At 65.6% G+C, this 21,873-nt stretch carries 22 protein-coding genes; 10 read left to right on the forward strand and 12 right to left on the reverse strand.

What is annotated here, in order from left to right:
- Positions 1 to 3: 3 nt before the first annotated feature.
- The 3 genes from FA89_RS07750 to FA89_RS07760 all read right to left on the reverse strand — a co-directional run bounded on the left by FA89_RS07750 (position 4) and on the right by FA89_RS07760 (position 3,108).
- Positions 4 to 1,782: a DUF885 domain-containing protein gene (locus FA89_RS07750; RefSeq protein WP_036139799.1), complete on the reverse strand. Its 1,779-nt coding sequence runs from the start codon at positions 1,780 to 1,782 to the stop codon at positions 4 to 6.
- 73 nt (positions 1,783 to 1,855) lie between these two features.
- Positions 1,856 to 2,338, reverse strand: coding sequence for a DUF456 domain-containing protein (locus tag FA89_RS07755; protein WP_036139801.1), 483 nt, complete (start codon positions 2,336 to 2,338; stop codon positions 1,856 to 1,858).
- Positions 2,338 to 3,108 carry a DUF3298 and DUF4163 domain-containing protein gene (locus FA89_RS07760; RefSeq protein WP_036139803.1) on the reverse strand — a complete coding sequence of 257 codons (771 nt, stop codon included), beginning with the start codon at positions 3,106 to 3,108 and terminating at the stop codon, positions 2,338 to 2,340. The genes FA89_RS07755 and FA89_RS07760 overlap by 1 nt, the downstream gene beginning before the upstream one ends.
- A gap of 83 nt (positions 3,109 to 3,191) precedes the next feature.
- Between FA89_RS07760 and FA89_RS07765 the strand changes: the two genes are divergently transcribed.
- Positions 3,192 to 3,854: an RIO1 family regulatory kinase/ATPase domain-containing protein gene (locus FA89_RS07765; protein WP_036139805.1), complete on the forward strand. Its 663-nt coding sequence runs from the start codon at positions 3,192 to 3,194 to the stop codon at positions 3,852 to 3,854.
- 3 nt (positions 3,855 to 3,857) lie between these two features.
- Here FA89_RS07765 and FA89_RS07770 read toward each other — a convergent pair whose 3' ends face one another.
- Positions 3,858 to 4,634, reverse strand: coding sequence for a ferredoxin--NADP reductase (locus tag FA89_RS07770; protein WP_036139807.1), 777 nt, complete (start codon positions 4,632 to 4,634; stop codon positions 3,858 to 3,860).
- Positions 4,635 to 4,808: 174 nt separating this feature from the next.
- On the opposite strand from FA89_RS07770, the gene FA89_RS07775 reads away from it, so the two are divergent.
- Positions 4,809 to 5,201, forward strand: a complete 393-nt coding sequence (locus tag FA89_RS07775; RefSeq protein ID WP_051938614.1) for a hypothetical protein — start codon at positions 4,809 to 4,811, stop codon at positions 5,199 to 5,201.
- A gap of 125 nt (positions 5,202 to 5,326) precedes the next feature.
- Here FA89_RS07775 and FA89_RS07780 read toward each other — a convergent pair whose 3' ends face one another.
- Positions 5,327 to 8,362, reverse strand: a complete 3,036-nt coding sequence (locus FA89_RS07780; RefSeq protein ID WP_036139809.1) for a TonB-dependent receptor — start codon at positions 8,360 to 8,362, stop codon at positions 5,327 to 5,329.
- A 395-nt stretch (positions 8,363 to 8,757) separates the two neighbouring features.
- Between FA89_RS07780 and FA89_RS07785 the strand changes: the two genes are divergently transcribed.
- Positions 8,758 to 9,582, forward strand: a complete 825-nt coding sequence (locus FA89_RS07785; RefSeq protein WP_036139810.1) for an exodeoxyribonuclease III — start codon at positions 8,758 to 8,760, stop codon at positions 9,580 to 9,582.
- Positions 9,583 to 9,690: 108 nt separating this feature from the next.
- Positions 9,691 to 11,853: an ATP-binding response regulator gene (locus FA89_RS07790; protein WP_051938615.1), complete on the forward strand. Its 2,163-nt coding sequence runs from the start codon at positions 9,691 to 9,693 to the stop codon at positions 11,851 to 11,853.
- Positions 11,854 to 11,857: 4 nt separating this feature from the next.
- On the opposite strand, the gene FA89_RS07795 is transcribed toward FA89_RS07790, so the two are convergent.
- Complete coding sequence (locus FA89_RS07795; RefSeq protein ID WP_036139813.1) at positions 11,858 to 12,376, reverse strand: hypothetical protein; 519 nt, start codon at positions 12,374 to 12,376, stop codon at positions 11,858 to 11,860.
- A gap of 109 nt (positions 12,377 to 12,485) precedes the next feature.
- Complete coding sequence (locus FA89_RS07800) at positions 12,486 to 13,307, reverse strand: plasmid replication/partition related protein (protein ID WP_036143895.1); 822 nt, start codon at positions 13,305 to 13,307, stop codon at positions 12,486 to 12,488.
- 181 nt (positions 13,308 to 13,488) lie between these two features.
- Between FA89_RS07800 and FA89_RS07805 the strand changes: the two genes are divergently transcribed.
- Genes FA89_RS07805 through FA89_RS19155 form a run of 3 tightly spaced genes read left to right on the forward strand, consistent with a single transcriptional unit; the run spans position 13,489 to position 15,427 of the window.
- Positions 13,489 to 14,325, forward strand: coding sequence for a DUF2167 domain-containing protein (locus FA89_RS07805; RefSeq protein ID WP_036139817.1), 837 nt, complete (start codon positions 13,489 to 13,491; stop codon positions 14,323 to 14,325).
- A gap of 5 nt (positions 14,326 to 14,330) precedes the next feature.
- Entirely contained in the window at positions 14,331 to 15,095 is a 765-nt protein-coding gene (locus FA89_RS07810; protein WP_036139819.1) for a hypothetical protein, read from the forward strand.
- Positions 15,092 to 15,427, forward strand: coding sequence for a J domain-containing protein (locus tag FA89_RS19155; RefSeq protein ID WP_051938616.1), 336 nt, complete (start codon positions 15,092 to 15,094; stop codon positions 15,425 to 15,427). Before FA89_RS07810 ends, FA89_RS19155 begins: the two co-directional genes overlap by 4 nt.
- Positions 15,428 to 15,532: 105 nt before the next feature.
- Here the strand turns inward: FA89_RS19155 and FA89_RS07820 are convergent, their stop codons facing one another.
- Positions 15,533 to 15,982, reverse strand: coding sequence for a hypothetical protein (locus FA89_RS07820; RefSeq protein WP_036139822.1), 450 nt, complete (start codon positions 15,980 to 15,982; stop codon positions 15,533 to 15,535).
- A complete protein-coding gene (locus tag FA89_RS07825; protein WP_036139824.1) occupies positions 15,979 to 16,692 on the reverse strand; it encodes a DUF5694 domain-containing protein in 714 nt (237 codons plus the stop codon). The genes FA89_RS07820 and FA89_RS07825 overlap by 4 nt, the downstream gene beginning before the upstream one ends.
- A 522-nt stretch (positions 16,693 to 17,214) precedes the next feature.
- Here FA89_RS07825 and FA89_RS07830 point away from each other — a divergent pair.
- Both FA89_RS07830 and FA89_RS07835 read left to right on the forward strand, forming a co-directional pair.
- Positions 17,215 to 17,613 (forward strand): VOC family protein, encoded by a 399-nt coding sequence (locus FA89_RS07830; protein ID WP_036139827.1) that lies wholly within the window; start codon positions 17,215 to 17,217, stop codon positions 17,611 to 17,613.
- A 163-nt stretch (positions 17,614 to 17,776) separates the two neighbouring features.
- Positions 17,777 to 19,294, forward strand: coding sequence for a S10 family peptidase (locus FA89_RS07835; protein ID WP_036139828.1), 1,518 nt, complete (start codon positions 17,777 to 17,779; stop codon positions 19,292 to 19,294).
- Between the two features lie 159 nt (positions 19,295 to 19,453).
- On the opposite strand, the gene FA89_RS20935 is transcribed toward FA89_RS07835, so the two are convergent.
- From FA89_RS20935 to FA89_RS07845, 3 genes are all read right to left on the reverse strand, one after another.
- Positions 19,454 to 19,819, reverse strand: coding sequence for a Fic family protein (locus tag FA89_RS20935; protein WP_081916393.1), 366 nt, complete (start codon positions 19,817 to 19,819; stop codon positions 19,454 to 19,456).
- Between the two features lie 75 nt (positions 19,820 to 19,894).
- Positions 19,895 to 20,194, reverse strand: a complete 300-nt coding sequence (locus FA89_RS19160; RefSeq protein WP_051938617.1) for a hypothetical protein — start codon at positions 20,192 to 20,194, stop codon at positions 19,895 to 19,897.
- On the reverse strand, positions 20,187 to 20,672 hold the full coding sequence (locus FA89_RS07845; RefSeq protein WP_051938618.1) for a helix-turn-helix domain-containing protein: 486 nt from the start codon (positions 20,670 to 20,672) through the stop codon (positions 20,187 to 20,189). Before FA89_RS07845 ends, FA89_RS19160 begins: the two co-directional genes overlap by 8 nt.
- Before the next feature lie 218 nt (positions 20,673 to 20,890).
- Here FA89_RS07845 and dusA point away from each other — a divergent pair, with 218 nt between their 5' ends.
- Entirely contained in the window at positions 20,891 to 21,871 is a 981-nt protein-coding gene (gene dusA, locus FA89_RS07850; protein WP_036139830.1) for a tRNA dihydrouridine(20/20a) synthase DusA, read from the forward strand.
- Positions 21,872 to 21,873 lie beyond the last annotated feature (2 nt).

Below are 21,873 nucleotides of genomic sequence, written 5' to 3' on the forward strand. Positions count from 1 at the left end.
GTGTCAGGGCGAGGCGTTGGCTTTCGTTGCCGTTCCGGGCATGAACCGGGTGCGTACGGCCTCGGCCAGCAGGTCGGGTGGCAACAGGCCCTGGGCGATCAGGAAATCGTTGAACGCCTTGCGATCGAAGGCAGCGCCCAGCCGGGTCTGCGTTTCCGCACGCAATTGCAGGATGCGCGTATAGCCGTAGAAATACGCGGTGGCCTGGCCGGGCGAATTCAGCGTGTAGCGATCCAGTTCCTGCCGCGCCATCGGCTCGGACAAGCCGACGTCGTTCACGAGGATGTCGTGGGCGCGTTCGCGCGATACCAGCCCGAGGTTGAGCATGGGGTCGAGGAAGGCGCGCGCCGCGCGCAGCAGGCGGAACTGCAAGGCGATGAACTGCCCCGCCGGCGGCTCGTAAGGCATCATCTCCGCTTCCGAATACAGCGCCCAGCCTTCCACGTTCACGCTGTTGAAGGCGAACAGGCTGCGGGTCAGCGACACGCCCTGTTCCACCATCGCGGCAAACTGCAACTCGTGGCCCGGGCGTCCTTCGTGCGCCGTGAGCGTCCAGGCGGCGGCCTCGAAGGTGAAGTCGTCGTACGCCTGGCTGGCATCGCCGTTGGCCGGCGGGTTGCCGGAGGTCAGCACGAACGTGCCGCGCTGTCCGGTGTTGTCGATGAAAGGCGGCGGGTCCATGTGCGGTGCGGGCGTGCGCGCGCTCTCTGCCTCCGACGCCAGGCGCATGGCCATCTGCCGCTTCGGCAGTTCCACGATGCGCTGCGTGCGGATGGTGTCCTCGATCTTGCCCAGCACCGTGTGGTAGGTCGATTCCACCTTGTCCTTGGGCAGCTGCTTCTTCTTCAGCGCCTTGAGCACGGCGCGGTAATCGCCGTTCGGCAGGCCTTCGGCCTTCGCGACCACGGGGGCCAGCATCTGCAGCGCATAGGTGGTTTCCATGAACTCCAGCTGCGCCCGGCCGATCAGGTCGCGCGGGGCGATATCCAGGCCCACCTGCTCCAGGTTGTACGCATACAGCGGCTCGGGCAGGCGGAAGTCCGTGCGCGAGCGCGGCAGCACCGTGGCTTTCACCCAGGCGTTGTATGCCTTCAGCTGGGTATCGAGCCGGTTCATGGCCTCGTCGCTGCCGGGGATCTTCTTCTCGGCGAACAGTTTGCGGATGCCGTCGACATAGCGCTGCGTGTTGCCCAGCTTCTGTTCGACGTCGGCCTTGACGGGGCCCAGCAGGGCCTCGTTGCCCAGCCGCTCGGTGGTGCGCGCGCGGGCCTGGTCGACCAGCGGCGTGCAGCCGGGGGTCATGCCGACATAGCACTTCAGGCGGCCCAGCGCGGCCTTGTTCTGTGCGGGCGTGCTTTCCTCGTTCAGCAGCGAGAACTCGCCGCTGAAGACGATCTGCCCGGCGTCGTACCAGGGAATGAGGTACTGGTCGTCGAGGTCGATGCCCTTGATGCTGCCCGCGACCTGCTTGGCCAGGATCTGCAGGTCCTGCCGGACGTTCGGGTCCTTTTCCTCGGCCAGCCGGTCAGCCACCTTGCGGGCTACCTCCACCAGGGCGGCGCGCTGGCGCTTGTCCACGTCCGGGCCCAGGTCGACGATCTTCTCGTCGTAACCCTTGATGCCGATGTCGGTGGCGGATTCCGGACTGAAGCGCGCGGTGACGTCCAGCAGCGGCTGGGCGTCGGCATTGCTGCGCGCGATCCAGGCCGGCGGTGCCGTTTCCGCGTGCAGCGTGCCGACGGCGAACGTGATGGCCGCCGCGAGGGCGAGTGGTCTGAACATGCGTGGATTCCCCTGTGAGTCGCCCGAGACTAGCCGCTGCGGGTGTCGCAGGCCAATGTGCCGATCGGCGTGGCTAGCTGAAGAGCAGTGCCAGCGCGGCCATGCCGAGCATGAGGAAGGACAGCACCGCCTTGGCGACGATGCCCAGCAGCATGCCGAACCACGTGCTGACGCCGACGTGCGCGGAGCGCAGCACGCTCTTGCCCGACCACAGCTCGCCCGCCACCGCACCCAGGAACGGCCCGAGCAGCAGGCCGGGCAGGCCGAAGAACATGCCGATGGTGGTGCCGATCCCCGCGCCCCACAGGGCGCGCGGGCTGGCGCCGATCTTCTTTGCCCCCAGCGAGGCCGAGATGAAGTCCAGCGCGATGCCGACCGCACCGACAATGCCGATGGCCAGCAGCCAGCCCCAGCCCAGGTGCCGGTATTCGTCCACGGCGGCCGCGAGCCAGATGCCGCCGAAGATCATCGGGATGCCGGGCAGCATCGGCAGGATGGCCCCGGCGATGCCGCCGACGATCAGGGCCGCGGCCAGCAGGTAGAGAAAGAGGTCCATCAGTGGAAGGCCTCGCGGTACTCGGGTTTGAGAAAGGCGCGGAACGCCTCGCTGGGCACGTCCACGGCCTGCGGGCCTGCGGCGTAGGGCGCTACCTGGTAGGGCGGGAAGATGAAGGTCAGGCCATGCACCTTGTCGTCCGGGCCGGTGAGCAGCCCGAACACGCGGTAGTGGTCCTTGCCCGGCGTGGTGCCTTCATCGATCTGCCGGCTGTCCGAGGACAGCGGATCGTCCTGGTCGTCCAGCGCGGTCAGCAGCTGGCGACGTGCCTCGGTGGCGAAGGCGCCCTCGGCCGCGTGCGCATCGGCGAACAGCTCGACGATGCCGACGACGCGCTGCTTGCGCAGGTCGTAGGTGAAGCTGTCGACGATCGGCGCGGGGTGCGCGCCGCCGGTGAAGGCGGAGCCGTCCACCTGCACGTTGATGAAGCGATCCGTGTGCGATGCCACGGCGATGTCCAGGTTGAGGTCCCACGGCAATTCGCGGGCCTGCTCACGCGCGCCCGGCGCATCCAGGCTTTCCAGGAAGGCACGCCGCTGCCGGTCCACGTAGCGCTCCAGAATGGCACGCAACGGGGCGGCCTCGATCGGCAGCGCGGGCAGCTTCACTTCCACCGTATAGAGGCCTTCCTCACCGGATTCGGTATCCTTGGCGGCGGTGGCCTTTGCGGAACGAGGCGTCTCCCCGCCGGTCGACGGATTCGCGTCGTCGTGGCATGCGCCCAGCATGCCGACGGCGAGAACCAGCGACAGGATGTGTCGCGACAACATGGGGTGTCCTCTCCCTGCGAGAATCATCATCCTAGCGTAGCTGGCGCCCGGCGCAGAGCGCGTCAACGAATCGAAGGACCTGCGTGCCCGACGCGACAACCGAAAACGTGACCCTGCTCAAGGCCGACGAGCTCGGCCGCATCGAGCGCGTGGAGCGCGATGGCGTGGTGGTGATCCGCCGCGACATCGCCTCCGCACGCTGGTGGGCACGGAGCTTTGCACGCCGGGCGGCCGCGCGCGAGGCGCGCGCGCTGGCACGGCTGGAAGGCATCGACGGCGTGCCGCGCCTGCTGGCCTGGAACGGCCGGGTGCTGGAGCGCAGCTACATGGCCGGCCAGCCGATGCAGCAAGGACAGCCACGGGACCCGGCGTATTACCGCCAGGCCCTGCGCCTGCTCAGCGTGCTGCACCGTCGCGGCATCGTCCACAACGACCTGGCCAAGGAGCCGAACTGGCTACTGCGCGAGGACGGCACGCCGGGCCTGGTGGATTTCCAGATCGCCTGGACCCGCGGCCGCCGCGGTCGCCTGTTCCGCCTGCTGGCGCGGGAAGACCTGCGCCACCTGCTCAAGCACAAGCGCACCTACGCGCCCGATCGCCTCTCCGTTCGCCAGCAGGCGATCCTGTCCCGCCCGGCACCGCACTCCCGGTTGTGGCGGGCCACCGGCAAGCGGCTGTACAAGCTTATCGCGCGGCGGATCTTCGGCTACTGGGACAACGAGGGGCAGGGGCGCGTACGCCGCTGAGGCCTACTTCTCGACGAAGGCGCGCTCGATGACGTAGTCGCCCGGCTCGCGGGTGCGCGGCGAGGCCTGGAAGCCTTCGCCGTCCAGCAGCACGCAGATATCGTCCAGCATGGACGGACTGCCGCAGAGCATGACGCGGTCCTCGGCCGGGTTGAGCTGGGGCAGGCCGGTGGCCCGGGCCAGCTCGCCGTCGGCGATGGCATCGGTGATGCGTCCGCGGTTGCGGAAGTCCTCACGGGTGACCGTGGGGTAATAGATCAGCTTCTCGCGCACCAGGTCGCCCAGGTATTCGTGCTTCGGCAGCTCGTTCTCGATGTAGTCGGAGTAGGCCAGGTCGTTCACGTGACGCACGCCGTGGGCCAGGACGATGGTGTCGAAGCGGTCGTAGGTTTCCGGGTCGCGGATGATCGACATGAACGGGGCCAGCCCCGTGCCGGTGCCCAGCAGGTAGAGGCGCTTGCCCGGCTTGAGGTCGTTGAGCACCAGCGTGCCGGTGGGCTTGCGGCTGACGATCACCGGATCGCCCGGCTTCAGGTGCTGCAGCCGGGAGGTGAGCGGGCCGTCCTGCACCTTGATGCTGAAGAACTCCAGGTGCTCCTCGTAATGCGCGCTGGCGATGGAATAGGCGCGCATGAGCGGGCGCCCGTCCACTTCCAGGCCGATCATCACGAAATGCCCGCTCTCGAAGCGGAAGCCCGGATCGCGCGTGGTGCGGAAACTGAAAAGGGTGTCGTTCCAGTGATGCACGTCGATGACGTGCTCGGTCGCCAGTGCCACCATGGTGTGCTGAACCTCGGTAAAGACGGAAGAAGGGTGTCCTGGCTGGGGAAGCGGCCACCGGGGCCGCGTTGCCTGGCGCGAGGCGCCTTACCCCACCTGTGGGCGCGCACCCGAACCTGCAAGGATACGGCATCCGCTAAGATGCCGGAACATCAGGCGACCCCAGGAACCACCGTGACCAAACCCGCCTATGCCGCCGGCCAGGCCTGGACCTACCGTGCCCGACCGGGCGAGGAAACCTCCCGCGTGGCCATCCGCCGGATCGATCAGGAGCCCGAGGACGGCGAGGTGTTCCACATCTCCATCCTCGGCGTGAAGCTGCGCAACCACCGCATCGAGGGCGGCGTGCAGCCGGCGATGAACCATGCCGCGGTGTCCCGCACCACGCTGGTGGCCAGCCTGCTCGAGCCGGACGGCACCGCCGACGCGGACGAGAGCTGGCGCGACGGCTATGCCGTCTGGCGCCAGGCCTACGACAACGGCGATGCCGGGGTGTTCGATCTCTCGATCCCGGAGATCCTGGGCTATATCGAGATGGTGGTGGCGGCCTCGGGCGAGTTGCGCTGACGGCGCCAGTGGCGCACCCGTAGCGGCGACGCGCCAAAAAAAAGAGCGCCCGGTTCCCCGGACACGGGCTGGGGAGTAGCCGGTGTCCGGGGAAAGGGGCGCAAGCGTCACACAGGGATCAGGGTCTAGAAGTCGTAGCTCACCGCAAGACGGGCGTAGCGCGGGTCCTGCGTGTAGATCGGCACGCGGTAGATCGTGTTGAGCGTGCCCGGCGCGGAGTACTTGGTCGGATAGCGGTACGTCGGGCGTTGCTGGTTCAGAACGTTGAACACGTTGGCCGAGAATGCCAGGCGCTTGGCGGCCCACTCGGGGCGATAGGTCACGCCCATGTCCACCTGGAAGGTCCACGGCAGGCGGCCCTGCTTGCCCGGCGGCGACGGCTGCCCGTCGCAGTAGTGGTAGGCGCTGCCGTAGTGGGCCGGATCCGGGTCGTCACCGCCGAAGTAGCCCAGGCACACTTCAGGCGCGCCGCTGGCGGCCTGCAGGTTGCCGGACAGCTGCCATTCCGGCGCGAACTGCCAGTAGCCGTAGGCCTTGAACACGTGCGGATGGTCGTTGCCCAGGTCGCCGTTGGCGTACTCCATGACGTACCGGTTGTCCCAGTCCATGCTGCCGGCGGCACCGGACTGGCGCGAATCGGTGCGTGCCTGGCCTTCGGTGTTGCCGTACGAGCGCGAGAACACATAGTCGAACTTGCCGTACCAGACACCGTCGAACTGATGTTCCGCGTACAGCTCCACGCTGTAATAACGGCGCTTGGTGGACGGCATGCCCATTTCCTTGCGGCTGAGCGGCACTTCGAACGCGTTGCCGCCACCATCCAGCAAGGTGAAGGTGTTGCCGTGGCCGCCGTTGACCAGGTAGCAGCTGTTGGTCGAGCCGACGGTGTAGCCCAGCGCGTTGGCCTTGGCGGTGACCAGGTCGATGTCGCAGAAGTCGTCGATCACCGTGTTGAGCTTGCGCCAGGTCAGCTTGGAGCCGTAGGTCCAGTTTTCACCCAGCGTCTTGTCGAAGCCGAGGATGTACTCGTCCTGGTTCTCGGCCTTCAGGCCCTTGCCGGCCACCGTGCGTGGGTCCGGCGGGATGCCGTAGGAGTTGTTGCCCGAGACCACGCCGCTGAAGGGAGTGAGGCCCGTGGGCGTGCCGTCCACCGGATTGATCCCGGCGTAGGTGTAGTACTGCTGCGTGGCCGTGTAACCGGCGGCGGCGCCGGTAGCGGGATTGAGCGGCAGGCCGAGGTAGTAGCGGCCGGCGTTGGCGTAGACCTTGAAGCTGCCGTCGCCATTCACGTCCCATGACGCGCCGATGCGTGGTGCCCACTGCGGACGGGTCTGCGTGATGAACGCCTGGCCTGACGGGTTGTAGTCGGTGAACTGGTCGTTGCGCACGCCCAAGGACAGCAGCCAGCGATCGGTGATCTTCCACTTGTCCTCGATGTACTGGGCCCTCTGGTCCGAGCGCACGTTGGACAGGTTGATATTGATGTCGCGGTGCACGTAGTAACCGTCCTGTCCGTTCGGGAACAGGCCGGGCGCGGGCACAAAATTGCGCCCCGCATGGTTGTCGATGGGCGCCAAGGGGTCGGTGGTCTGGTCGTAGGTCCAGGAATAACCGGGACCCGGGCTGACCGTCCCGAAATCCAGCACCTGGGACTTGACGTTGTCGATACCCACCGAGAGGGTGTGGTCGCCCGCCACATACGTGACGTCGAAACGCAGGTTGTTCGTCTTGTTGCCGCGGTCGGGCGAACTGATGTCACCCACCTGGTTGTTCTGGATCAGGTTGCCGCCGTTGAGTGCCGGGTTCTGTGCGGCGGCGTTGTCCACGCGCGCCAGGTTCGGATCGTAGTCGCCCGGCTGCTCGTAGTTCTTCGAGGTCATCTTGCCGTACGTGGCGCTGACGGTCAGGTTGTCCGTCAGGTAGCCGGTGTACTTGGCGACCCAGAAATCGCCGCCGGTCTTGGTGTCGTTCACGGGGCCGATGGAGCCGGTGCGCGAGCGGTCCGCGTAGTTATAGGCATAGCGGGTGCCCGAGCCCTCGCGCTTGTCGCCGGCGCTGGTCAGTTCGAGGATGTTGCTCTCGTTGATGTTCCAGTCCAGCTTGGTGTACCAGCGCGGGTTGCTGTAGTTGTTGGTCGAGGCCGGCGTGCTGGTGCCCACGGAGTTGACGTTGCGGTAGCCCTGTTTCTCGAACTCACCGGCCACGAAGAAGAACAGCTTGTCCTTGATCAACGGGCCACCCGCATAAGCACTGACCGTCGTCACCCATTTGTCGTTCTGGCTCTTGGGCTGGTAAAGGTCGCCCGCAGGTGCCGAGGCCGGCGTGCGCGCGTAATGCAGGTCCGGGCCGGAAGCGCGCGCCCAGTTGGGTTCCCACAGCACCTGCGCGCCGTAGTGCCACTCGTTGGTGCCGCGCTTGCCCACCTGGTTGATCACGCCGCCGTCGGAACGTCCGTACTGCGCGCTGTAACCGCCGGTGTACACCTCCTGCTGGTCCACGGCGCCGTACGGCAGCTGCAGGCCACCCAGCGCGTTGAGCGGGTCGGTGGTGTTGAAGCCGTTGACGTAGTACGCGTTTTCGTTGGACGCGGCGCCGCCGAAGCTGGCCACCGAACGACCGGTGTCGCTCTGGAAGTTGGCGCCGTTATTGACCACGCCGGGGGCGAGTCGCGCGATGGCCTCGGCATTGCGGCCCAGCGGCAGCTTGGCCAGCTGCTCGGCAGTCACCACGGTGCGGGAGTCGACGGTGGTGACGTCGATGCTGGGCAGGGCTGTGCCGGTCACGGTGACACCGCCAAGGCTGGTCGCATCCGAGGCCGTGGCCGTCGCGGTGGCCGGCGCGTTGAACGACACGTCGCTGCTGGCGCCCACGCGAAGGGTCACGTCCTTGCGCGAGTCCACCGCCTTGCCGTCACGCATCAGCGTGACGGTGTAGGTGCCGAGCGGGATCTGGTTGACCGCGTAGCGGCCGCGCGCATCCACGGGCACTTCCCGGCGGAAGCCGGTGCCGCTCTCGACCACCACGGTCTCGTTGGCGCCTGCGGGCACGCTGCCGTTGATGCTGCCGGTGGTGGACTGCGCGTAGGCGCCGGAGACGCCGCCCAGGCAGGTGCACACCGCCAGGGCGAGCGCGCTCCTGCGTAAGAAAAAGTGGTTCTTCATGCTTTCCCCGAAATGATGCCTGTGATTTCCGACGGCGACACGGGGGCTCGCGACGATGGCAGGTCCCCCGACCGGTCGCTGCATCCGGAGCTGTAGGCCCCTCCCCGCACTCCGTCGCGACATGCCCATTTATCACGATCCAAATGGGCTCTGGACGCAGATGTACATGAGCCCATGGGGTCTTGTCCAGATGCCGCGCAACATGCCGTGATGGCCGTCCAGCCGGCCAAACCATTTGACGCGTCGCAGCAGAAAACGATGTAACTATGGGTATTTGGGTAGTTTTATGCCATCGATATAACTTGCGAGGGCGGCGCAAAACCGTGATGTGAAGACGGACGAAAAAAGTTTTTCGTCACCCGGCTTCCACCCTCGGTTCCCCACATTTCTCACGCATGAAGATCGCGACCTTCAACGTCAACGGTATCCGCTCGCGCCTGCCGCACCTGCTTGAGTGGCTTGGCAAGGAAAGCCCGGACATCGTGTGCCTGCAGGAACTGAAGGCCACGGACAAGACCTTTCCCGTGGATGCGATCAACGAAGCGGGCTATGGTGCCCTGTGGGCGGGCCAGACCGCCTGGAACGGCGTGGCCATCCTCGCCCGTGGTGCTGACCCGGTGGAAAGCCGACGGGGCCTGCCGGGCGACACGCGCGACGTGCAAAGCCGCTACCTTGAGGCTGCCGTGCACGGCGTGCTGGTGGGCTGTCTTTATCTGCCCAATGGCAATCCGCAGCCGGGTCCCAAGTTCGACTACAAGCTGGCCTGGTTCGAGCGATTCATCCGTCATGCCGACGGCCTGCTTGCCACGGGCCATCCGGTTGTTCTCGCGGGTGACTATAACGTCGTGCCCACGGATGCCGACATCTACGATCCCACGCACTGGCGACGCGACGCCCTGATGCAGCCCGAAAGCCGCGAGGCCTTCCATCGCCTGCTCGAGCAGGGCTGGACGGACGCGGTACGCCACACGCATCCGGACGAGACGATCTATACCTTCTGGGATTACTTCCGCCAGCACTGGCCGCGTGATCGCGGCCTGCGCATCGACCATCTTCTCCTGTCCCCGGATCTGGCGGCTCGCCTCATGGGATCGGGCGTGGACCGATGGGTAAGGGACCTGCCCAAGGCCAGCGACCATGCCCCGGTGTGGGCGGAGTGGTCGACCCGGGCGCCGAGGAAACGGGCGGCCCGGAAGACAGCGACGAAGCGGAATACGTAAGTGCCGACCTATTCGTGTTCACGAAGGTGAATTCGCAACCCGCACTTGCCAGCGGCGTCCAAGACCCTAGACTAGGCCGCCAATGGGGAAGTCGCAGGTTCAGCTGGCATGAAGATCGACGGCGGTAGCGGTAGGCGCGTCGAGCCCGTGATGCTCAGCGAAGTCGCCAAGCGCCTGCGCAATCCACGCATCGACCGCATCGTGGCCAGTTTCAGCGAGTACCACGTCTCGTTGATGCGCTCGGTCATCCTCGGCTTCATCGTGGTGTGGAGCGCGGCCTGGCTGCATGGGCCCCTGCCCATGGCCAGCGAATCGCACAACGTGGTGCCTGTGGCCGTGGCGCTGTTCGTGCTCAGCACGTTCTGGATGCTGTTCGTCCGTGCGGGCGCCCCATGCGAGACGCCCGTGGTGGATGCCGTGGGCAACGCCGCCAACTTCGCCATCGTCGCCGTGCTGCTGAAAGCCGCCTTCATGCTGGCGATCACGGTAACTGTCGTGCTGCCGTTCCTGTCCGTCGCAGTCGGTGTGCGCTACAGCCGCTGGGCGTTCCTGGCCAGTGTCGTCGCGTCGGTGGCTATCCTCGCGGTCGTCGCCCCGGAGGGTTACTGGCTGGCGCGTCCGGCCTATGCCCTGTATGCCGTGGCGCTGGTGATCGTGCTGCCGATGATGCTCTACCGGATCATGTACGCGCTGCGGGAAGTATCGGCCGAGGCGATCGCCTCGCGCGAGGCGCAGCACCGCTTCATCTCGATGATGAGCCACGAGATGCGTACGCCGCTCAGCACCGTGATCCACTCCGCGTCGCTGATCGACACCGCCGTCATGAGCGACGACCAGCGTCGACTGGTCGCGTTGCTGGCGACCAACGCCAATGCCCTGCTGCATCGGGTCAACGCGGTACTGGATGTCGCCTCCTTTGCCGGCGGCAGCTTCAACCTGCGTCACCAGGCGTTCGGCTTCGACGAGGTGCTCGCCACGGTGGGTGCGGTGTGCCGGCCCTACGCGGCGGAAAAGCGCGTTGCCTTCAGTGTGGCGCGCGACGCCTCGGTGGAGGGCGTGTTCATCGGCGACCCCGGGCGCATCGAGCAGGTGCTGTCCAACCTGGCGTCCAACGCCGTGAAGTTCACGCCGCCGGGAGGGTGCGTGGACGTACGCATCGAACTGCGCGACGGCGTGGCAGGGCAGGACCCCACCGTGGCCTGCACCGTCACCGACACCGGTATCGGCATCGCCGATGCGGACAAGCAGCGCGTCTTCGATCCCTTCCACCAGCTCAGTGGCGGTGAAAGTCGCCGCCAGGAGGGTGTGGGCCTGGGCCTGTACATCGTGCGCAACGTGTCGGAGCAGATGGGCGGCTCGCTGGAAGTGAGCGACAACCCGCTGGGCGGCACCATCTTCGGCTGGCGCTTCCCGCTGCACCGCGCGGATGCCGGGGCACGCAGCGCCGCCGAGACGCCGCTGGTGGACATGCTGGACGAGCACCGCGGCCGCGTGGCCTCCCAGCGTTGCCTGGTGGTGGACGACAACGCCGCCAACCGCGAGATCGTCGGGCGCATCCTCGACCGGGCAGGCCATGCGTCGACCTTCTGCGCCAGCGGCGACGAAGCCCTGGAGCGCCTCTCGGACGAGACCTTCGACCTGATCTTCATGGACCTGCACATGCCCGGCAGTTCAGGCTGGGACGTGCTGGGCCGGATCGAGGTGGCCCGGCGCACCCAGGCCATGCCTCCCATCGTCATGCTCAGCGCCGATTCCAGCCACGATGCCGTGCGCATCGCCTTCAAGGCGGGCGCGCGTGCCTACCTGACCAAGCCGATCGCCGCGCAGCGTCTGCTCGACGTCATCGAATCGATCGCCGAGGAGCGCTTGCTCGACGATGCCGCGCGTCATTGGCAACCGGCCATGGGACTGCCGCCCGGCCGTGCCGTGGCGACGCCGCTGGACGAAATGCGCGCGCTGACCAGCCTCGACGAGTTCAAGGCGTTCGTGGACCTGTGCGCACGTACGGCGGACGACCACTGCACGGCACTGAAGGCCGCGATCCGTTCGCACGACGTGGCCGCGGCGTCGGAAGCCATCCACGCCCTGCGCAACGTGCTGGCCAACCTGGGCGTGCCGGGCACCGATCATGTCTGCGGCGACATCGCGCTGATGATCGATTCCCGTGCCGATGGCCAACGCGTGATCGACGAACTGGACGCGCTGGCCCGTTCCACGCAGCGGTTCGTCGAGGTGCAACGGCGTTACGCGCAGGCCGCCGCAGACGCCTAGGCGATCAGCGGATGCGCCCGCCGCCGAAGTGTCCCTGCCCGGCGCCCACCGAAATGCTCACGCCGCCACTCGGGTGCTCGCAGCTGCCGAAGGCCTGGCTGAGGCTGACCGCGCCGGCCTGGTAACTGCCGCTGCCGCCATGGCTGGCGCTGACCACGCCGGTGCTGACGCTGCCATGCACCTGCGGCGTGTTGTAGGACGCATCGTCGCAGCGGGGGCTGCCATCGTCGCCCTCCACCCCGGTCATGCGTCCCGAGGTATCGCCGTAGTAGGTACCGGGCGGATCGAGCGGGCGTGACGAGGTAACGGCGACGCTGCCGCCGCCGTTCTTGGGCGCGACCGCGGGCGCTTTCGGGTCGGCGGCGACCCCGGCGTCGGTGCTTTTCGCCGGTGCGGGTGCCGTGCTGGCCGGTGCGGGGGTGTAATCCGCCGGCAACCGCAGGTTGAGCGGCCGGGGGGTGTCCTGCGCCATGGTGGCCGTGGCGGCGAGGGAGAGGGCGACGAGGGCGAGGAACGGTTTCATGCGGGGACACACTCCGGGGGTGGTGCCTGCGAACGTCTGGGGCGGCGTCCGGTGTACCGGGCTTTGATCGCCACGGGCCGATGCTAGTTCCCCAGCCCTTGCGCCCACCTTACTCCGCCGGCTCCTCGTCGGGGTCCACGGGACGCTCGCCCAGCCGGGCGCGCAGCGTATCGATCTCGCGGCGCAGGTTGCGGTTCTCCGCTTCCAGGTCGGCCACCTGCTCGCGCAGCGCCAGGACGTCGTCACTCGGTTTCTCGCGCGGCTTGCGCTTGGACTCGCGCACCCGCTTGGCGGCCTGCTTGAGTTCGGCATCGCCGCCGGTGGCCGCCGCGCGCTGCTCGTCCTCGGGCAGGGTGGCCACCGCCGCCGCGGCGCTGATCGACAGCGAGCCCGCCTTCACCGCGGCGACCACCTCGGGAGCAGCCTCCTTGCGGATCTTTTCGATCATGCCGACCTGGTTGCTGCTGATCCGCGCCTCGCGGGCGATTTCCTTGCGGCTGTCGTTCGGGTTGACCCGGGCCGGCTTCGCCATCGCGGGCTGCGCGCCCTCGGTGTCGAACGGTACGTCCGGGCTGTCCTCGCCGCCGTTGGCGGCGGCGCGTGCCCGGCGCTCGGCCAGGATCTCCCGCTTGCGCAGGGCCAGCACGCCGCGCTGGAAATCCGAGACGCTGCGTCGGCCCAGGTGCTGCTCGATCATCCACAGGTGCACGTCGTCGATGGACTGGAAACGGTCGTGCTGCACGGTGTTGAACGGGATATCGTGCTTCCGGCAGATGCCGTAGCGGTTGTGGCCATCGACCAGGGTGTCGCCCCAGAGCACCAGCGCGTCGCGGCAGCCCTCGGCGAGCAGGCTGCGCTCCAGCGCCTCGTACTCGTCCGCGGACAACGGGTCGATATAGGCCTTGAGTTCTTCGTTGACGACGATATGCATGGTCGGGGAGCAGGTGACGGCGAGGGGGCGCATTCTAGTCGCTGCGAGGCCCACGTGCCTGCCTTCCCGGCAAGCGTCCCGGAACCGCTTGTCTTGACGGCGGTTTTCCCTCGCCCCAAACTGCGCCGCTACGTGGCGGGGGTCTCCACGGGTCGTCAGGGCATCGTCCAGGGAAACACACATGACCGTATTTGCAAGGAACTGGGCCGCCGCGCTGGCGCTTTTCGTCTTCACCACGCTCGCCCACGCCGCAGGCGTGTCCGACCTGCCGTGGAAGTACGGCCCGACCAAGGTGCAGCTCGGCACGCAGGCGACGCTGGACGTCCCGGATGGCTACGCCTTCCTCGACCCGGCGGGCACCAAGCGCCTCAACGAACTGATGGAAAACCCGCCCGACGCGTCCGACACGTACACGCTGGCGCCGACCGACATGGCGTGGACGGCGTTCTTCGATTACGACGACGTGGGTTACGTCAAGGACGACGAGAAGCTCGATCCCGACGATATTCTCGCCTCGGCAAAACAGGGGACCGAGGAAAGCAACAAGGAGCGGCGTTCGCGCGGCTGGGAAACCCTGACCCTGGTCGGCTGGCAGAACAAGCCGCTTTACGACACGCAGTTCAAGTCCCTGACCTGGGCCTTCCTGGCGCGGACGGACCGCACGCACGACGACGTGGTGAACTACAACGCGCGCATCCTCGGTCGCAGCGGCGTCATGAACGTGGTGCTGGTGTCCGATCCGAAGGTGCTGGCGAAGGCGGTCGACGACTTCAAGGGTACGCTGGGCGGGTTCGCCTTCACGCCCGGGCAGTCGTACACGGATTTCCATCCCGGCGATCGCGTGGCCGAGTACGGCCTGGCCGCACTCATCACGGGCGGCGTGGCGGCCGTGGCCGCAAAGAAGGGCCTGTTCGCCGTGATCGGCACCTTCCTGGCCGCCGCGTGGAAATTCATCCTGGTCGGCCTCGCCGCCGCGGGCGGCGCGATCAAGCGGCTGTTTACGCGCAAGCGCCCGTAACGCCCATGCTGCCGAACACCGGGTGGCTGCTGCTCGGCGTCGTGGGCATGTATGTCTACGACGCGACGTTGCTGCTCTACCACAATGAAGTGGTTCTCTACCAAGGCAGGCGGGGACGTTGGACGTTCTCCGTCGGCACGGATTTCCAGCTGGCAGGCCGGCATGTATTCGTACCGCCGCTGCTGGCGCCTACGCGCACGCTGCTGCGCCTGCGCTGGTCGCCGCGGTTGCCTGCACCCGTTGTGTCCCATGCGCCTGTCGCGACCGACGCCTCCCCTGCGCCCGACGGGCTGGCGGTGCCGTTGCGGGGCTTGCGTGCGTGGCGCATCGGTGTGGCCTCGTCCGCAGGGGCGGTCGGCGTGGTGGCGTTGCTGTTCGCCGTGATGCCCGCCGTCATGGCGGGCAACGTGTGGGGCCTGCTGGCCTGGATGGTCGCGCTTTATCTCGCCATCGGCATCGCGGTGTGGCGGGTAGGGCGCGTGCGCCGGCTGACGGGCACGGGCGGCAAGGCGTTTGCAGGCATGGCATCGGATGCGCTGCTTTGCGCGCCGTATGCCCTCAACCTTGTCCGCAAGCAGGGCCTGCGCGCGGCCGAACGCTTCGACCTCGTGGCGGTCGCACAGGTCGTGCTGGACGCCGACGAGCGCGCCCGCCTTCGTGACGTCATTCGCGCAAGGGTGCAGCGCCAGCTGGACATCGAGGAGGTAGGTAGCGAAGCGCACGCGCGGCTACAGGCCTATTACCAACGGATCGAGGGTGCACTGGCATGAACTGGATGGACATCGTGGTCATCGGCATCTGCCTGGCCATCGGCTACAAGTTCGTCTCGGCGATGATGGCGACACCCAAGGGTGAGGCGGCCGCCGCACCGGACCGCAAGGCGCCCCTGCAACTGGATACGCGACGCCCTTGGTACGACGTGCTGGGCGTGGCGCCGGACGCGAGTCGCCACGAGATCGACACGGCGTACCAGTCACTGATTGCGCAGTACCACCCGGACAAGTTCACGCAACACGGCGAGGACATCCGCGAGATCGCCCGGGTGCGGGCGAAAGAGTTGAGTGCTGCTTACTACCTTGGGTGCTCGTTGCGCCCGGATTGATAGCAACAAATAAGGGCGCTTCTCTTCTGGACGGAGCGTATATCCGACTTTTTAGTGCCTGCGCGTAGGTCGCCCGAACCGTACGGGGAGCCGTCCCATGAGAGGCTAGAAGAATAGCGACGGTCTTTGCGCGGTCTCGCCGTTGCACCAGGCCAGCCCCGACTTATATTCCACCGCGAACGGATCGTCCGTCGTCGCGGTCTTGGGATAGGGGTGCGTGGCGAGATAGCCTCGTGCATCGGTAAGTGCTTGTTGCTCCGTCTCGTTGCACGCGCTGTATCGCGTACTCAGACCCAACATAAAGATGCTCTCTCGGATACGCCAGTCTGCGCTTTGCCGATAGGCATCCAGTTGGTCCTTTTCAACCAGACGCAGCGCCGTGGTCAGGCTGACCATGTCACGGCCTCGTTGGTTGTCCAAGGTCAAGACACCCAGCGTCGCCACATAGGCGCGGAAGCCTAGCTTTACGCCGCAGCCGAAGGCCATGCCGGTAACGGCCAGCCAGATGAGATGGACTGCCCAGCGACGTATCTTCTGCTTCAGGTTCGGGTTCATGAAGGTTTCAAGTAATCGTTCGGTTCGACGAGCCGGAATCCAGGTGTTTCCTCGACGCATTGCCTCAGCAGGAAGGCGTGTCCCGCGCCGTAGAACACCACGATCCGGTCCCCCGGTTGGGCGACCTGAAGCAGCTTCGCGCAGATCAGGAAGTTGCGACGGTACCAGCCCGTGAGCAGATCCGCACCGGGCTGGGTGTCGTCCGCACCGATGCGCAACATCGTCCGGTAAAACGCATTGTCGTTTTTCAGTCGGGCGGGGTCGTTGAGGTAGCGAAGCTCCGCGGCGATCCCCTTTTCGGCGAGCAACTTCGATTCCGCGGTGATCTGCCGATCGATATCCGCGTTCTGCTTCGCAAGCAGCGGACCTAAGCCACGCGACTCGGCATACGCCTTGACGGGCGGATAGGGAAAGTCGCCGTCGGCATCGATGCCTTGAATGGTCGTGAGGCCCGCCAGCTTGGCCAGGCGAAAACCAAGCTGCACCCGTTCGTTGCGTGAAGGGGGCAGGGTGTCGGCAAGATAAGCCGCATACTTGTCGTTGGCCGGCGCCTTGTCCTGCTCGATGGCGACCTGGGTCGGTTTGAATCGGGCAAGGTCCTGCGTCAGTGCCACGATCTCGGCCTGCCTGCCGGGCTGCAGCACGTCGTCGTGCTTCATGTTGTGCAGGTCGTGGCCGGGATTGTCCATGTGGGAGACGCCGACGATCATCACCTGGACCGGTGCGTCGGGCGTCTGGGCCAGCGTGAGCGAAGGTAGAACGGCAAGACATGCTGCAACGAGCCACGGCCTGGTCTCAAGGAACAACGATTGCTTGGAGCGTGGCATGAAACCCCTTTGGTCGGCGCGGCAGAAGCATCGCCGTCGTGTAGACGGCGACGGCTGGACTCCGATGGATTCGGACGCGCTGGCTTCGATGCTTTTTCATTGGCAAAGGTTTAAGTCTTTTCGTCTTCTTGTCCCGCTAACGTTGTCGACTCGCGCTTCTTCGCTATGGCTCCCGCTACCCATAGCCCTGCCGCCAGCCCTACGGCCAGCAAGATTGCTCTCGTCATATCGTTCGATTCCGCAGTGCCCGGCCAGGAGCGGCCATGTGTTTACCGAAACTAGCCGATCAAGCACGTGGCATGCCAGTTGCGTATGACTTTCTGCCAATGCCGGGTTGCTCACGCTCGGTTACAGTGGCGGCGCGGTACCTCGCCCCGTCCCAGCCAATATGCCACGGAGAGATGCATGAGCAAGCAAGTCTTCATCAACCTGCCGGTCGCCGACCTGCCGAAATCCGTGGCCTTCTTCACGGCGTTGGGCTTCTCGTACAACCCCCAGTTCTCCAATGACGACGGGGCCTGTTTCATCGTCAGCGACACGATCTACATCATGCTGACGACCCACGCGCGCTTCAGGGACTTCACGCCCAAGGCTGTCTGCGATACGAGCGAGGCCGTGGAGGTGCTGATCTCCATCGGTTGTGACAGCCGCGAGGAAGTGGACCAACTGGTTGCCAAAGCGCTTGCCGCCGGCGCCACCACCTACGACGAGCCGGAAGACCTCGGCTTCATGTACTCCCACAGCTTTGTCGATCTGGACGGCCATGGGTGGGGTGTGCTGCACCTGAGCGGCACGCCTGGTTGAAGGATGGGATAGGGCGGCGCGCCTGGATCTCACCTAGGCCAGACGTCACTCGAAAGCACTTCCTGGAATATGCGACAGTGCGCCATGGAAGGCCTGCCCCCACCGGGCGCCATGCGATGCACGGTTCCCCCGGGTGTCGAGGTTAAACGTCGAGAGGACACCCATGCGAGTACCGTGCCGCGCCATCCTGGCGTCCCTGTGGCTGAGCGTTGCCGTCGCCTCGCTGCATGCGGAAGTGCCGTCGTCTCCAGCGGTCGCCGCGACCGCCGAAGAGAGCGCCGATCCCGCCCAAGTCGTCACGCAACATGAAGGCCGGTTCGGCGGCGTCGACGTTCGATACGTCGCGACGGCTGGTCTTACGCCTATTTTCGATGACGACGGCAAGCCGGAAGCGAAAATCTTTTCCGTTGCCTATACGGCGAAGGTGAAAGATCCGGGTAGGCGTCCGGTAACGTTCCTTTTCAACGGGGGCCCCGGCTCCGCGTCGTTCTGGATCCAGATGGGCGCGCTCGGTCCGAGGATCATCGCGCTCGACGGTCCGGCCGGTCGAGGCGACCTGTCGAGTCCGGGCGCGGCGTTGGTCGACAATCCCGATGCCCTGCTCGACATCAGCGATCTCGTATTCATCGACCCGGTCGGCACAGGCTACAGTCATGCCGTCGGCGCGAAGAAGAACGACGACTTCTACAAGATCAGCACCGACGGCTCGTCGGTCGCCAAGTTCATCCGCACATGGCTGACCGAAAACAAGCGTTGGCAATCGCCCCGGTTCGTCGGCGGTGAATCCTACGGAACGATCCGCACGGCGATGATCGTCGATGACGATGCGTTCATGACCTTCAACGGTGCAATCCTGATCTCGCAGGGGCTCGATTGGGGCACGGTGATGATGCCGCCGGGCTACGATCGCGGCTACGAACTGTTCCTGCCAAGTTACTCGGCCGCCGCCTGGTTTTACCACCGCTTCGGTGGGCAGCATGCCGGTTCGGTGGCCGATGCCGTGGCGGAAAGCGAAGCCTTCGCATCGCGCGACTACACCGCCGCTCTCTCCCAGGGCAGCCACCTCGATGCCGCCGAACGCGATCGTGTCGCGGCTCGTCTGGCGAAGCTGACGGGAATCCCCGAGGATGAGTGGGTTCGGTCGAACCTCCGGATCGCTCCGGATACGTTTCGCCGCCTCCTGTTGCGCGATCAGGGCGTCAGGATCGCGCGCTTCGATGCGCGCTACACGACCGGAAGCGCCTCGGTCTTCGATCCGCAGGAAACCTTTGATCCGTCATTATCGGCGGCCGGGCTGCCATACCTGAATGCGATGCGCGGGTATCTCGGGACGGAACTCCAGGTGAAGGCGACGAGGCCCTATGTCGGTGTGCTTCCCGGCGATTGGACCTACGATCTCGACAATGGCGCTTTCGTCAATCCGGCGCCGAAGATCGGAGCGGCGATGACCCGCAATCCCGGCATGCACCTGTTCGTCGCGTCGGGTTACTACGATTTCTCGTCGCCGGTTTCTTCGGCGCAGTACAACATCGGGCACGCCGGCATCCCGACGGACCGTGTTGACATGAAGTACTACCCGACGGGGCACATGATGTATCTCGAGCCGGAGTACCGACAGCATCTGCTTAGCGATATGCGGTCGTTCATCGTGAAGACGATGTCGGATGAAGCTGGCAAATAGATGTAGAGCTGGTTTTCTGTAACGCTGCGTCGTGGCGTAGCGGGCCTCAGCCGCTTTTGTGACGGTGAACACTTTCACGCATGTATCAGATGCCAGCTTCCATCTTTCTGTTCGGCGTGGCCACTACGTTGCTCTTGTGGGTGCATACGGCTCTTGCGCTTACCGTTCGCTTTGTTGCTCGCCATGACGAACGCGCAGCCACCACAGAGAGTAATTTCTTCGAGTCTTTCTAGTCTGGCGAGGGTGTGCCTGGGCCGTAGGCAAGGCATGGCTGGACGCAGAAATGAAGCTGCCGTCAGCTGCGCACGAACGCCAATAGCGGTTGCATTTCTCCGGCGTCTGCCTGGCGATGGCAGTCAGGTACTGCTGCCTCACGGCCGCACCATGTGGTGACGGCCCCCAGCTGAAAGGCTCGGCACCATGACGCTGCATGAAGAGGTCGGCCATCACACGTAAGCAACGACCATTCCCATTCGGGAAAGGATGGATGACGGTCAGTCTGTGGTGCAGGGCGACCGCTTGCATATCCAGGGAGTAGGCCCCGTATTCCTGCCAGACCGCAACGTTGTCGAACAACTGCCGAAGCTGTATCGCAATCTGCTAGGGGGCGACTCCGATGTTGCGCTCGGTCTGGCGAAACGTTCCCGCCCATCGCCAGACGTCGCTGAACATACGGGCGTGCAGTGCACGCAGGAAACCCTCGTTTGCCACATCCGCCGGGTTCTTTCCTCTGATCTGCGTGCTGCCCCAGTGCATCCCTGAAAGGATGTTTGCGCCTTCGGCGTCGTTGAGATCCGACCTTGTTGCAATCCAGCCAAGCCTGAGGCCGACGGCTTCGTCGGGGTCGAGTGGAGTCTGACCGTCTTCGATGTCGAAGAGGGCTGCGTGTGGATCAACCAAGACCCGACTTCCGCCACAGCACATTGTCCGGAATCGATTCCTCGGCATCCCTCAGCATGACCTGCATCAGCTCGGGAGACATCGATTGATCCTCAAGCTTCATGTGGACTGCGGCTTTGTCGTAAAGCTCGCTGTAAACCTCCAGGCGGCGTCGATCCACACTATTTTGCAGGGGCTGCCGGGGCACCATCAGGACAATCAGTTCGCAATCCATAGCGTGAGCTGCACGCCTCAAGCTGTCCAACTGTGCGGTTCCGGCCCGTTCGCTCATTTCCAGCTTGGCTAGGGCACTCTGGCTCTGGCCCATGCGTTGGGCCAGATCGGCTTGGGACATACCCAGTGCGTCGCGGATACTGGCTACCCATCCGCCATGCGGTGCGGCCCGCAGCACGGTGAGGTTTTCCCGTAGCCAGCTCCCGGTCTTGTCGAGCTTCGAGCGTGCGAGACGCCGCATGTTCTGGCGATTTGAGAGAGGCATGGAGTGCTCCTGGCGCCTGCGACGGAAGCAGATAGGAATTGGACGGAATGGTTTCTGATGATTTCAAGTCGCTATAGTGACTTGAAACGATTAATATAAGTCATCATAGCGACTTGAATAGTATATTTTCAAGTCGGTTTAACTCATAAGAATGTCGTTCGGTCGTTTGGGATAGGTGCCGCAATTCGCAACTCATCCGGTACGGCTAAAATGGCGGCATGCCCGTCATCGAACCCACCGCCTTTCGCCTCACCGTCGCCCCCATGATGGACTGGACGGACCGCCACTGCCGTTACTTCCACCGGCTGCTGTCTCCGCATGCGCGCCTCTACACCGAGATGGTCACCAGCGCGGCGCTGGTGCGTGGCAACCAGCTGCGCCTGCTCGAGCACAGCCACGAGGAACACCCCGTGGCCCTGCAACTGGGCGGCAGCGACCCGGTGGAGCTGGCCAAGGCCGCGGTCATGGGCGCGGCGGCGGGTTACGGCGAGATCAACCTCAACGTGGGTTGCCCGTCGGATCGGGTGCAGTCCGGCAAGTTCGGCGCCTGCCTGATGCGCGAGCCGGCCCTGGTCGGCGAGTGCGTCCGGGCCATGGCCGACGTGGTGGATGTGCCGGTCACGGTCAAATGCCGCATCGGCGTGGACGACCAGGATGCCTACGAGGACCTGCAGCGCTTCACCACCACCATGGTCGAGGCCGGCGTGGGCATCCTGGTGGTCCATGCGCGCAAGGCGTGGCTGGAAGGCCTCAGCCCCAAGGAGAACCGGGAGATCCCGCCGCTGGACTACGAGCGGGTCTACCGTTTGAAGCGTGAGTTCCCCCAGCTCACCGTCGTGATCAACGGCGGTATCACCACGGTGGAGGCGGTGCGCGAGCACCTGGCCCGGGTGGATGGCGTGATGCTGGGGCGGGCGGCCTACCATGATCCCTTCGTGCTGGCCCGCCTGGAGGCCGACCTCTACGGCACGCCGCTGCCCGAGCGGGCCGAGGTGCTGGAACGCATGCGCATCTATATAGAGGCCGAACTGGCCAGGGGCACCCAGCTCAAGCACATCACCCGGCACATCCTGGGGCTGTTCCAGGGCGAGCCCGGCGCGCGCGGTTTCCGCCGCCAGTTGAGCGAGGGCGCGCACCTTCCCGGCGCCGACTGGCGACTGATCGAAGCCGCCATGGCACCTTTGCGGCAGGCCGCCTAGGT

Origin of the sequence: Luteibacter sp. 9135 (assembly GCF_000745005.1) — a bacterium.
Lineage (GTDB): Bacteria > Pseudomonadota > Gammaproteobacteria > Xanthomonadales > Rhodanobacteraceae > Luteibacter.